Origin of the sequence: Pseudoalteromonas sp. L21 (genome assembly GCF_021728035.1) — a bacterium.
GTDB lineage: Bacteria > Pseudomonadota > Gammaproteobacteria > Enterobacterales > Alteromonadaceae > Pseudoalteromonas > Pseudoalteromonas arabiensis.
In genome coordinates this window covers 496924-510692 of record NZ_JAKKCV010000002.1, presented here as the reverse complement: position 1 = coordinate 510692, position 13769 = coordinate 496924, and the positions used below count along the sequence as shown (strand labels likewise).

9 protein-coding genes are annotated in these 13769 nt (G+C 40.7%); 5 read left to right on the top strand and 4 right to left on the bottom strand.

Going from position 1 to position 13769, the window contains the following annotated elements; all coding sequences use genetic code 11:
• The first annotated feature begins 312 nt into the window (after positions 1–312).
• Positions 313–2361: a tetratricopeptide repeat protein gene (locus L3V41_RS07495; protein ID WP_237127469.1), complete on the top strand. Its 2049-nt coding sequence runs from the start codon at positions 313–315 to the stop codon at positions 2359–2361.
• Here the strand turns inward: L3V41_RS07495 and ppc are convergent.
• Positions 2358–5003, bottom strand: coding sequence for a phosphoenolpyruvate carboxylase (ppc, locus tag L3V41_RS07490; RefSeq protein ID WP_237127468.1), 2646 nt, complete (start codon positions 5001–5003; stop codon positions 2358–2360). The two genes, L3V41_RS07495 and ppc, sit on opposite strands and share 4 nt — an antisense overlap.
• Before the next feature lie 425 nt (positions 5004–5428).
• Between ppc and L3V41_RS07485 the strand changes: the two genes are divergently transcribed.
• Together L3V41_RS07485 and L3V41_RS07480 are read left to right on the top strand one after the other, a co-directional pair.
• Positions 5429–6175, top strand: a complete 747-nt coding sequence (locus L3V41_RS07485; protein WP_237127467.1) for an SDR family NAD(P)-dependent oxidoreductase — start codon at positions 5429–5431, stop codon at positions 6173–6175.
• 11 nt (positions 6176–6186) lie between these two features.
• A complete protein-coding gene (locus L3V41_RS07480; protein WP_237115602.1) occupies positions 6187–6795 on the top strand; it encodes a flavin reductase in 609 nt (202 codons plus the stop codon).
• Positions 6796–6798: 3 nt separating this feature from the next.
• Here the strand turns inward: L3V41_RS07480 and L3V41_RS07475 are convergent, their stop codons facing one another.
• Positions 6799–7878: a Xaa-Pro peptidase family protein gene (locus L3V41_RS07475; RefSeq protein WP_237127466.1), complete on the bottom strand. Its 1080-nt coding sequence runs from the start codon at positions 7876–7878 to the stop codon at positions 6799–6801.
• A 129-nt stretch (positions 7879–8007) separates the two neighbouring features.
• On the opposite strand from L3V41_RS07475, the gene L3V41_RS07470 reads away from it, so the two are divergent.
• Complete coding sequence (locus tag L3V41_RS07470) at positions 8008–9228, top strand: Xaa-Pro peptidase family protein (protein ID WP_237127465.1); 1221 nt, start codon at positions 8008–8010, stop codon at positions 9226–9228.
• Between the two features lie 161 nt (positions 9229–9389).
• Positions 9390–10796, top strand: a complete 1407-nt coding sequence (locus L3V41_RS07465; protein WP_237115605.1) for a TIGR00366 family protein — start codon at positions 9390–9392, stop codon at positions 10794–10796.
• A 305-nt stretch (positions 10797–11101) separates the two neighbouring features.
• On the opposite strand, the gene L3V41_RS07460 is transcribed toward L3V41_RS07465, so the two are convergent.
• The gene (locus L3V41_RS07460; RefSeq protein WP_237127464.1) at positions 11102–12421 is read right to left on the bottom strand and encodes an NADH:flavin oxidoreductase/NADH oxidase family protein; all 1320 of its coding nucleotides are present in this window, start codon (positions 12419–12421) and stop codon (positions 11102–11104) included.
• 90 nt (positions 12422–12511) lie between these two features.
• A complete protein-coding gene (locus L3V41_RS07455) occupies positions 12512–13342 on the bottom strand; it encodes an alpha/beta hydrolase (RefSeq protein WP_237127463.1) in 831 nt (276 codons plus the stop codon).
• Between the last annotated feature and the right edge of the window lie 427 nt (positions 13343–13769).

Below are 13769 nucleotides of genomic sequence, written 5' to 3'. Positions count from 1 at the left end.
AGGCTTAAGCAATGGGGGCAAAAGCCGAGCCATTCTAGTGTTATCTTTTAACGAGTCAATAGCCTAACCCTAAATAGGTCTGACCAGAAACAAAAACCATACTTTAGAGCTACCTAGTGTTAGGCCATTTGTAACGGCTTTTAACAGTTAACTTACTTTTATTGCAACTAAGGATTTTCCCAGATAAGAATAAGCTTTTTCAGATAACGCTCAGTCTAAATACAATTTAAAGTACTCACCTCAACTTAGGCTGTGCATCAACCCCCCTCGCTTGTTGCTTTGGTTTTTTATAATTAAACGGATTAATGTGTAATGAGAGCTTGGATCTTATTTTTTATTTGCTTACTTTTCATTGGTAACTTAAGTACGGTTCAAGCAAAGACAGTGTCTAAAGAAGAGTTTCTTCAATTACGGGAATCTATCCGCCAAGCCTATGCTCGCTCTCCATCAGAGGGTCTTGAACGAGTCTATTTTCTGCTGACTAATAAAGCCTTTACGCTCGAACAAAGTATTATGGTAACCAACTACAAAGCTTGGTTTCTGCTCGAAAATGACGAATTAGAGCAGGCAATGGAGACAATCGTTGAATATAAAAGTATGGTTTCTCATTCTGATGAAAAGAGCTTAATGTATGGTTATTTCAATATATCCGGTGGCATTTATGCACGTTTAGGATTATACAACGAGGCATTGAGTTACTATCGAGATGCTATGCCATTTGCTAAATCTAGGGATGAACGCCTTGTTTATCAAACAGAAAACAACATTGCTAGCATCTACTTAAAATTAGAACGTTTCGATGAAGCATTCACAACCTTTGAGAATTATAAGCACTATGCGCAAGCCAACAATCAACACCTCAATCAATCGTTTGCGACAAATAATATAGCAGCCTCTCTCATAGGCCTTAAAAACTATTCTGAAGCGCTAAATATATTAGATCAAGCCATTACCCTGCAAAAGCGACACAATTTTACAAATCATTTAGCTACAAGTTTAGTGCTAAAAGGAAAAGTGCTTCGCTTAACTAATCGATTATCTGAGTCCGAGGCCATACTTATTCAGGCTATCGAGTTAATTAATAGAGAAAAAATCGATAACGAATACATGGATGCTATTTTGTGTTTAGCTGCCACCTATAACGCTCAAAATAATACGGAAAAGGCCATTGAATTACTTACATCAGTGAGCTCAAAAAACTATAAGTATGTCGATTTCAAAACCGAATTAGATATTACTAAGTTTTCTTCTCAGTTGTATGAAAAACAAGGCAACTTGGAAAACGCGTTATCTAGTTACAAACAATATAATGAAATTAATACTGCCGTATTAACACGCCAAGCCAGTGTAAATATTGCTAAAGCACTCGCCGAAGCTGACTTAGCAGCCAAAGAGGTAAGAATTTCAGAACTTACCAAAGCGGAGCAAATCAAGGCAACTAAAGCAAAAGCGTTTAAAGAGCTGACAATCGCTATATCGATATGCCTTATTGTTATCTTATTTGGCTCTTTTGCTGCAATTCATAGTATTGATAATAAAAATAAAAAGCTAGCCAATGCACTCAAACAACTTCATGATACCCAAAAGCACTTAATCGAAATTGAAAAAATAGCGTCTCTGACAGCGTTGGTTTCAGGTATGGCGCACCAATTAAACACGCCTATCGGCACAATTGTCACTGCCAGTTCTTTAATAGATGAATATTTATTATCAATCTCAGAAAAGTTCAAAGCTCAGCAGCTGACCAGCAAGTGTTTTCATCAATTCATTACTAACACAGCCAGTGCGAAAGAATTGGTCATAAGTAATATTAATCGTCTAGCAAGTATCGTCGAAGAGTTTAAAGCACTCAATGTGTCGATTGCTCTTGATAAACCACCCGTTGAAATTTCATTGCCTGATTATTTGAAGCAACAACTCTCCTTTTTAGACAATTATTTAGGTAAGCAAATCTCATACACTGTTACAGGTAGCAAAGTATCCATTGTTTCGCACCCCTCTATCATTACAGACGTACTTAAAACTTTGGTAATAAATAGTTATGAACATGGCTTTAAAAACCAAGACAACGGCAGTGTTAATATGCATCTTGTTGAGCATGGAGACTACGTCGATATTATCTATCAAGATAATGGCATGGGCATTAAAGATGAAATTTTATCAGAGATTTTTACACCTTTTTACACCACAAACTTAGGTGCGCAACACTTAGGTTTAGGCTTGAATGTGGTATTCAACGCTGTTCAATATAACTTAAAAGGTGAGATATGCGCCGAGTCATGTGAACACGGCGCACGGTTTATTATTACTCTGCCTCTAGATGTTCGTTTAGTTACAAACAATCAAGAGGCATTTGATTAGCCAGTATTACGCATACCCGCAGCGATTCCTGTCATGGTGATCATCAAGGCATTGTCGATATCACCCTCAGAGCTTTCATCAGCTTGTCGTGAGCGGCGCAACAACTCAACTTGTAATAAGTTAAGCGGATCGGTATACGGATTACGAAGCGCAATTGACTCTTTAATCCAAGGTTGATCTGCCAGTAAGCTTTTTTGTGGACTGAGTGACTGTACAAGTTCAATCGCTTCGCTTAACTCTTGGCGCAGTTTTACGCCAAGAGGTCGATATTGCTCAGTGACTAATGCATCGTCGTAATGCGCACTCAGCCAACTATCAGCTTTACTGAATACCATTTCAAGCATCTCTAAACGAGCACGGAAGAAAGGCCACTGTAAGCTCATTTCGTGGAGTGTTTCAATCCCATACTTATCAAGTGCAGCCTTAAGCCCTGTTAATGCCCCAAGCCATGCAGGCAGCATCAAGCGGTTTTGACTCCAAGCAAATATCCACGGAATTGCACGTAAGCTTTCCACGCCACCATTAGGATTTCGCTTCGCAGGACGTGAGCCAAGCGGCAATTTCGATAGCTCCTGCTCTGGGGTTGCCATTCTAAAGTAAGGTACAAAGTTTTCATCATGGCGGACAACTGCACGGTAATGCTCACATGACTCATTACTGATAAGCTTCATAACATCACGCCACTCGCTTTTAGGCTCTGGTGGTGGCAATAAGTTACTTTCAAGCACTGCACCGGCATAAATGTTTAAGCTTTGTAGTGCAACAGCTGGTAAACCAAACTTAAAGCGGATCATCTCCCCTTGCTCAGTTACCCGCAACCCCCCTTTTAAAGAACCTGGAGGTTGTGAACGCAATGCTTGTGCAGCAGGTGCACCACCACGGCCAACAGTACCACCACGACCATGAAATAAAACAAGCTCAATACCGCGTTGCTCTGCTAATTGAACGAGCTTATCCATTGCTTCATATTGTGCCCAGCCTGCGGCCATCATACCCGCATCTTTTGCTGAGTCAGAATAACCTATCATGACATTTTGCTGATTTTTAATATGACCACGATACCATGTGTTATCTAGCAGGCATTCAATTACATCTTTACCTGCATTTAAGTCATCAAGCGTTTCAAAAAGTGGGGCAACAGGCAAATTAAACGTACAGCCGCTCTCTTTAAGCAAGAGTTGTACGGCTAAGACATCGGATGCCGTTCGTGCCATTGAGATTATATAAAGACCAAATGTCTGTGAGTCCTGAGCTGCAATAACATCAAAGGTATCAAGAACCTCTTTCACTTCAGGACTTGGTTGCCAATGTTTTGGAATGAGCGGCCTGCGAGAATTTAGCTCTGCAAGTAAGAACGCTTGTTTGTCATCTTCTTGCCACTGATGATAATCACCTAAACCTAAATAACGTGTTAATTCAGAAAACACATCACTATGACGAGATGAATCTTGGCGAACATCAAGCTTAGCGAGTCGCAGGCCAAAGCTATTTACACGGCGTAAAACATCTAATAGCAGACCATCGGCAACAACTTTCATGTTGTTTTTAAGCAATGAGCGATAACAGACATTTATCGGTTGCTTAATTTGTGCTATGTCAGTGATCAAGTCTTGCGCATCAGTGCGCTTTTGTTTGATCTTTGCCCCCAAGTGGGCAACCGTTTCAACAATTTGATTTCTTAACTTTTTAAGAACAGCACGGTAAGGTTCAAATTCTTGCCCTGCAAGGGCTATTAGCTCATCACTAGCTTCTGACATGGATAGCTCATTACTGAGTGTTTCAATGTCACGGGAATATAAATCAAGCGCCATCCAGCGGCCGTGATCAAGCACTTGCTGAGTCACTTCGGCGGTTACAAATGGGTTACCATCACGGTCACCGCCCATCCAAGAAGTAAACTCAATGGGGCTATAATCAATAGGTAGCTCTAGATTTAGTTGGGATTTAACATCTTGGCTAAACTCGCGTAAAAAACGCGGCACAGCATGCCAAAGGCTATTTTCAATGACTGCGAAACCCCATTTAGCTTCATCAATTGGCGTTGGCCGTGAGCGACGAATATCATCGGTATGCCATGCTTGGCTTATTAGCTGCTCTATGCGATTTAAAAGCTCATCACGTTCGGTTGGTAAATTATCTTTGCGCTCAAGCGAGGCTAAGCAATCACTTAATTCAACGTGTTTATTGATCATAGTACGACGTGTCACTTCTGTTGGGTGAGCTGTCAGTACAAGGTTTATGTGGAGTTTTGAGAGAGTTTGCGCAAGGTTATTAGGGTCAACCTGCCCTTGTTTTGCCGCTGATGCTAACGCTTTTAATGTTTGAGTGAGAGGGTTTAGTTGGCAAAAACCAACATCATTAAAGCGCGATACTGTATGAAATTGTTCAGCAACATTAGCAAGATTCAAAAAATGATTAAATGAGCGTGCAACCGGTAATAGTTCTTCATCTGTGAGAGCGTGTAGTACATCGATAAGTGCTTGCCTATCAGCTTCGTTACCACTACGTGACGATTTAGATAAAGCGCGAATCTCTTCTACCTTATCTAAAATGGCTTGACCCTGAGCATCTTTAATAGTTTGACCCAGCATTTGTCCAAGCATACTAACATTACCGCGAAGTGCAGCGTATTGTTCACTCATTCTCATACTCCTTTCTTTAACTAAGTTGAAAGTACTTACTGCACAGTATTTAAGCTTGCAAAAATGCCGCTAAATACTGATCCTTTTTATTAATATCATTGTCAGCGTTAATTTAATAGATCGAATTTTCTAACAAACTCGTAAAAAAGAATAACCAATATCTCAACATAAAAGTGTAATAAATACGCAGTCTGGTTAAGTGTTGCACTTTGCAATACAGCCAATTGGTAAAATGGACTTACCAATTAAAGCGGTAAAATCCCCATGGGTTAAGGCATCCTTGATGTGCGCGTGGTCAACTTTTTACCTTTCACTTATTCTGCGCTTTAGCTTTGCCCTATAAGAAAAGGAGCTGCTGTCACTTTATTAGTGGGTGATAGTTTGGACGAAATTTTTTTTTCAAATATTTTTAAAACAGGTCAAAAATGCAACTATATATTCTTTGTGGAGCAAGTAGTGAGATTGCAAAAGCCTATTTCACAACACTCAATGAGCATTTATCGTCATGTCTAATAGTGACAATTAGTCGACAACCTCAGTTCGCTGCTGACAACCCACCTATAAAGCACAGCAATAAACACCTTCATTTTGAAACAGATTACAGCGAAGCAAGTTTATCGGCGATAGCAAAAACACTCACAGAACGACAGATCCCTTTGAGTGAGTTAGTTATTTTTAATGGGATTTTGCATGATCTAAACAACCAACCAGAACGTAAACTTGAACAAATTTCTGACACGCACTTTATTAATAGTATGCAAACAAACGCGCTACTGCCAATTCGTTGCGTAACGGCCTTTTCTAGACTATTGAATACCAAAACTAAAAGCGTTATCTGTGCACTGAGTGCCCGTGTAGGCAGTATTAATGATAATAATTTAGGGGGTTGGTATAGTTACAGAGCATCAAAGGCCGCATTAAATATGTTATTTAAATCAGCAGCAATTGAGCTTAGCCGTCGTTACAAACAAAATCGTTGTGTGCTTTTCCATCCAGGCACAACGGATACACCATTATCAAAGCCTTTTCAGGGAAATGTGCCTGATGGAAAGCTCTTTACCCCTTCGTTTGTATCAGAACAGCTATTTAAATTTCTTTCAGACGCTCGCTTTTTAGCTAATTTTGACAACCCTGCTTATTTTGATTGGCAGGGACAACCCATAGATTGGTAATAAGGAACTTCATGCATTTAACAAAACAAGCAATTGCAAACCTTGATAACCGTTATCGCGCTCATTTAATTAATAGTTTATCAGGGTTCAAAAGCGCTAATTTAATAGGTACTCAAGATTGCCATAATCAAACAAACCTCGCTATCGTCAGCTCAGTATTCCATTTAGGTGCGCATCCTCCGCTAGTGGGTATGATAATTCGCCCTCACTCTGTACCGAGACACACCCTTGAAAATATTCTTTCAACAGGTTGTTACACCATTAATCAGGTTAATAAAGATATTTATCATCAAGCACACCAAACATCTGCACGTTATGATAAAGAAGAATCTGAGTTTGATGCTACAGGGCTAGAAACACAGTATTTGAATGATTTTTTAGCGCCTTTTGTTGCAAACAGTCGGTTAAAATATGCTGTTACCTTAAAAGAACATCACCACCTAGCTATTAACGGTACTGAATTGATTATAGGTGAAATAACGGATGTACACTTAGATGAAAATTGCCTAGCTGAAGACGGCTTTATTGATATTGAAGCTATCGATACTGTCGCTGTAAGCGGGCTCGATAGTTACCATGTAACTGAACGTTTAGCCCGCTTAGCTTATGCTAAAAAGTAAGCACTAGATTATAAATGGCTTAGGCGCATGCGTCAGCACATCAAAGCCCGTTTCAGTAACAACGATGTCATCTTCTAAGCGCACACCGCCGTAGCCTGGTATATAAATGCCAGGCTCAATGGTGATCACATTGCCAACCTCAAGCTTGTAGTCTGTCAGTGTGTTGATAAATGGCACTTCATGTAAAAATAGCCCTAAACCATGACCAAGGCCTTTACCCGCATATTCGCCAAAGCCTGCATCAGCAATCACCTTGTTTGATATAGCATTTAAATCTAAACAATTAATGCCTGGTTTAACCATTTCAAGTGCCGCATTTTGTGCATCAAGCACCGTGTTATAAATACAGGTTTGTTTTTCTGATGCTTCGCCAATAATGTAACTGCGTGTCATATCCGAGCGATAGCCATTCACAACCGCGCCAAAATCAACCGTTACAAAGTCTCCTTGCTTTAAAACCTGATCTGATGGATTACCGTGGGGCAAGGCTGAGCGCTCAGCAAACAGCATAATGGTTGCAAACGACATTCCTTCTGAACCTAGCTTTTGCATTCTAAATTCAAGCTCTAAGGCCAAGTCTCGCTCAGTCACACCTGGTTTAAAATAAGGTAACGTTTGTGCTAATGCTTCATCAGCGATGGCTGCGGCCGCTTTGATTTGCGCAACTTCCCAGTTGTCTTTAACGCGCCTTAGTTTTTCTATTAAACCGTTTACAGCTGTTAGAGTGTGGCTGTTAAGCTCATCTGCGACACCTTGCCAAATCGCTACTGTGACATAACTTGCATCAAATGCGACATGACTGTTTGGTTTAAGGTGCCTATTAATACAATGACCAAGGGTTTCGTTGTCTCTGTCTCGACAAACAACTTCAAAACCCGTTGTTTCTGCGATTGCACGTTGATGGTAACGATAATCTGTGATCAGCACACAATCATTTTGAGTGATTAATGCATAAGCAGCATTACCACTAAAGCCACTTAAGTAACGAATATTTTCATGACCTAGAACTAACATGGCGCTATAATCGTGTTGTGCTAGCAAGGCTTTAAATTCAGCTTGTCTTTTTAAGTAATTAACTTGCATTGTCGCTCCTTATTTTTTGCGCATGCTAACAGTAATAACCATAAATACGAATATTATGCGATTAGTCGCAGTGAGTTTGCATCAAGTGTTTACTCAAGCCACAATGCACAAAAAACCAAGGAGTACACGATGACAACATACGGTATTGGCACACAAACGCCAGAGCAGGCGCTTGACTCTTTGTCAGATATGACAACAGATTTAACCCCTATTCAAAATGACGAATTTCATGCGCGTATCGCAAAAGCACAAGCGTATATGCAAGCAAATAATATTGATGCAATTTATTTAAATGCAGGTACTAACCTAGCCTACTTTACGGGTATGCGTTGGTACGCAAGTGAGCGCTTAGTGGGTGCTATTTTACCGGCTAAAGGTGATGTGCAATACATAGCGCCGTTTTTTGAAATCGGCAGCTTAAACGATTTCATGGTGATTGATGGCCCAATTCGTGGCTGGCAAGAGCACGAAAACCCATACCAGTTGTGTGTTGATGTACTTTCAGAAATGGGTATTAGCAAAGACGGCACCCTTGGTATTGATGAAAGCGCACAGTTTTTCATCTACGATGGCATTAATAAAGCGAACAGCGATTACAACATTGTTAACGCACAGTGCGTAACAGCTCACTGCCGCATGCATAAATCGGCTAATGAACTTGCCTTAATGCAACGTGCTATGGATATGACTTTAGAAGTACACAAAGCAACGGCAAGTATGCTTTATGAAGGCATTACCACCACAGAAGTCGAAGCCTTTATTAAAAAAGCCCACCAAAAGGTCGGTGCACCAGGTAACTATTTTTGTATTGTGCTGTTTGGTGTTGCGTCATCTTTCCCGCATGGCGTTAAAAACCCGCAAACCCTCAAAAAAGGTGATGTGGTACTGATTGATACTGGCTGTAAAATACATGATTACCTCTCTGACATTACCCGTACGTATGTATTTGGTGAAGCCAACGAACGTCAACGTATGTTTTGGCAACACGAGAAAAATGCCCAACTTGCCGCTTTTGCTGCCGCAAAAATTGGTGAACCATGTGGCAAATTAGATGATGCAGCAAGACAGTACCTAGCTGAAAATGGCATGGGGCCAGAGTATCAAACACCTGGCTGTCCACATAGAACCGGCCATGGCATTGGTTTAGACATTCATGAATGGCCATACCTGGTCGGTGGTAACCCTACCCCACTCGCTGCAGGCATGTGTTTTAGTAATGAGCCTATGCTTGTAATACCGGATGAGTTTGGTATTCGCCTAGAAGATCACTTTTATATGACAGACGAAGGCCCGCGTTGGTTTACCGAGCCCGCTCATAGCATCGATGACCCATTTGGTTTGACTAAATAAAATTAAAATAACTTTTAAAAGGCCAGTGTTCTGGCCTTTTTTTGTATCTGAATTATTACATTCTTTAACAGTGTGAACATTTTAGAGACAACCTAACCGCTTTTATTATGTTATGATTTTAAGAATTTAACCTAAATACCACATATAATTACGGAGAATAAATGGGTTTACGTTTTAAAGTCCCGCATACGCTTATCTTACTGCTAAGTATGATGGTCATTGCACTTATTGCTACTTGGCTAGTACCACAAGGTTTTTTCACCACAACACTCAGTGAATCTGGTCGCGAAATGGTCGTTGCTGGCACTTATCAAACGGTTGCAGAGCGCCATTACTTAACCCCCTGGGATTTATTACAAGCCATCCCCCGCGCGTTTGCTGCTGCTCAAGATGTTATTTTCTTTGTGTTAATTGTTGGCGGCGTATTAGCTGTTGCACGTGCCACAGGTACAGTCGATGCACTTATTGGTAGGCTTTTAGAACGCCACGGTAAAAAGCCGCAACGATTAATCTTTATGGTGGTATTTTGCTTTGCTTTAGCATCAAGCAGTATTGGTACCGCCGGTGAATACATTCCCTTTGTTATTATTCTCGTCGCGCTTTGTAAAGCAATGCGCTTAGATGCTATGACCGCTGTAGGTATGATAGTCGCAGGTTATGGTATTGGTTACGGTGTATCGGCATTTAACCCATTTACGGTATTAATCGCACAGCAAATTGCAGGGATCCCGGTTTACTCTGGGCTGTGGTTACGTTTAGCTATATTTATTCCATTTGTGCTAATAGGTTTTCATCATGTTTGGCAATACACCAAAAAGGTAGCGAACGATCCCTCTAAATCAATGATGATTGGCGTACCTTGCCCACTTGAAAATCAAACAGCCACCAGTTACCCAGCACTTGCCCTGCGCCATAAACTTATTTTAGGCAGCTTTATTATTACCCTTGCAATTGCAGTATGGGGCATCGCAACTAAGGGCTGGTACTTATACGAACTAGGCGGTGTTTTTATTGCTTGGGGTGTGGTTGTCGCCATTTTAGGCAAACTCTCTGCTGATGAAGCAGCAAACAAATTTATAGAGGGCGTGTCTGATCTTGTTACAACCGCAGTCTTAATTGGTGTAGCACGCGGTATCGCACTTATTTTAGAAGACGGTCAAATCCTCCATAGCTTGGTACATGGCATGTCGTTACCACTATCTTATGTATCAGCAGAAATATCTGCAATTGGCATGTTGGTTATTCAAACCCTGCTTAATACCTTTATTCCTTCTGGTTCAGGGCAAGCTTATGTCACCATGCCACTCATGGCCCCGCTGGGTGATTTAGTGGGTGTACCAAGACAAGTTGCCGTGCTTGCTTATCAATTTGGTGATGGCTTTTCCAATATGATCATTCCGACCAATGCCGTACTTATGGGTATTTTAGGCATGGCAGGCGTACCTTACGGACATTGGTTTAGATTCTGTTTACCACTACTGATTAAACTAATGGTCGCAGCATCGGTTGTATTAGTATTAGCTGTAATGTTTGGCTATGGCTTAGATGTGCAGCCCACACTAAATTGAGTTAGTTGATTTTAAAAAAGCGCCCTAGGCGCTTTTTTAGTTTATATAAACTAATTTTTAGAATACATTTTAGATAGAAATGCGTTGGAGCCGAAGGACGGCTCTGTGACAAAACCAGAACATTAGGCGTAACTTGATTCTGCCCCAAAACAAGTTAGAGTAATAATTCTAAATAACTACTTTTGGTGTTCTAGAAACGGATACGGTCACTTGGTGGCATAGACTAAATTCTATAAAGTGAACGTTCCGACAACTATTACCTACCCCGAAAATAATTTTAAAAGTTATTCGCTAATTCAATCACTCTATTTTTGCTGAAGAGCACCTTCTTCTTTGGCAATTTGTTTCCTGTAACGCCTAGCTCGAAAAATATCACCAAGCTGTTGTTTGAGGAGTGCCCAAAAAGGATAAATATCAGGTCTTGCTTTCTTATTCTTGCTCAGCATGGACAGTTGATACCTCACCATAGCCATATTCGCCAAAGAAGCTAAAGGTTTGTTCTCCCAAGTAATAGGTGATAATTCAGGTACAATTTCTTTTCCGTTTTTCCAGTAATTAGGGGTATTGGGTTCAATTGCTAATGCAGTGGCTATACCGACCATATCAACACCACTCGCAAGGACTTTCTCTGCAACCATTTTTCGCTTAATACCACCAGTAATCATGATAGGCATTTGTGCAACTTTTTTTATTTCAGTTGCAAATTCTAGAAAGAAAGCTTCGCGAGCTAACGTCCGTCCGTCACGTGCTCGTCCTTGCATAGCTGGGGCTTCATAGCTTCCTCCTGATAGTTCAACGAGATCAACTTTAAGTCTATTTAGCCAACTTACAACTTGCTTAGCCTCGCCAGTTGTAAATCCCCCTCGTTGAAAATCTGCTGAATTCAATTTCACGGCAACCGAAAATGTTGGACTTACCTTGTCTCTTATATGCTTTACTATTTCAATCAAAAGCCTTGCTCTATTTTCCAGAGAGCCTCCCCACATATCAGTTCTCTTATTTGTTAAAGGGGATAGAAATTGGCTTAAAAGGTAACCATGAGCTGCATGAATCTCAACACCATCAAAGCTTGCTAGTTCAGCTAAATACGAAGAATGAGCAAAGCGCTGAATAACCTCATCTATGATTTCTGATGTCATCTCTTTCGGGGCGTTGAAGTGTTTAGATAAACCACCTAAATCAACGGGAACTTCTGATGGTCCCCATGTTTGCTGTTGGAGATTAGCGGGCATTTGGCGACCCGGATGATTAAGTTGCAACCAAAATCGTGCTCCACCTGATTTCCCTATAGATGCCCATTTTTTAAACTTATCTAATTGTTGGTCATCTTCCAGAACTACTGCACCGGCACCAGTTAATGCACTCCTGTCCACCATAACATTACCCGAAATAAGTAATCCGCTGCCACCATCCGCCCATGATTTGTAAAGGTTCAATAGGGCCTTTGAGGGGGCATTTTCAACCGTTGCCAAACTTTCTTCCATTGCCGCTTTTGCAATACGATTTGGAATAGAAGTGCCGTTGGGAAGCATTAAATTATCAAATAAGTTCATGATTAAATCCGTATGAATTCCTACGTCAACGTTAAACTTAAAGCTACCTTTAAGGTCAATAGTTAATTTCAATCGATATTATTTCTAGTATTAGATTTGTAAGGAGGCCCTAGATTCATTACTACTATTTAAGTAAAGGCCCCATTTTAGGGGCCAGAAATATTAAGATTGAATAAATTTGAGAATGTCAGCGTTGATGACTTCAGCATTTATCGTAGGCATTCCATGAGAAAACCCTTCATAAATTTTCAATTCACTGTTTAGTAGTAACTTGGCAGATAGGACGCCAGTGTTTTCATAGGGAACGATTTGATCATCATCACCATGTAAGACCAAGACTGGTAACGTAATGCTTTTTAGATCATCTGTGAAATCAGTCTGTGAAAAAGCGACGACCCCTTCGTAGTGTGCTATGGCACTTCCCATCATCCCTTGACGCCACCAGTTGGTGATAACACCTTCATCGGCTACAACACCGTCTCGGTTATAGCCATAAAAAGGACCAGCAGGAATATCTCTGTAGAATTGAGCACGATTTGCCATTAAATTGGCCTGAAGATCATCAAATACTTCTTTTGGAAGTCCATCAGGGTTACTATCAGACTTAACCATTAGAGGTGGGACTGCACTGATTATTACAGCTTTCGATACTCGATCCTGTCCATGCCGAGCTATGTAATGAATTACCTCGCCACCCCCTGTAGAGTGTCCTATATGGACGGCATTTCGAAGTTTAAGATGATCTACTACTGCTGCCACATCATCTGCATAATGATCCATATCATTTCCATCCCAGACTTGGGTTGAACGTCCATGACCTCTGCGGTCATGCGCTACAACACGAAACCCCTTAGATAGAAAGTACAGCATCTGCGCATCCCAATCATCGGAGCTTAGCGGCCATCCGTGATGAAAGAAAATCACTGGTGCATCTTTCGGTCCCCAATCTTTGTAGAAAATTTCATTACCTTCATTCGTTGTAACAAAAGCCATAATACTTACCTCTTCACAAGTTTAAATCGTGTGCTTACACGACCAGTTCATCGGCACCCATTTGGGCGTATGATTCTAAGAGGGCAATTCCACTTCCTAAAAAAACTAACTCAATGTCGAAGTAGTCCTTTTAACCTGCACATTTTATCTGTTCCAAATTTGTGTTCGACAATTCTAGTTGTCTTTCGATACAACCAGCCCTGTTAGAAGATTTCACATTAACCTTAAACCCATGTTTAAGGTCAACGAAAGATTAATGAATGTTCTGTGGGTCTATAAATATAGACTCTTGACTTTAAAGTTTGCTTTAACCTTACAGTGTGGATAGATGATTAGGTAATCACTTTTAATTCCGAGTACTCAGTGCTGAAGGTACTGTCTTCGCTGCGCTTTTGTTCGCCTAATCGTAAGTCATAACAATGTCTAT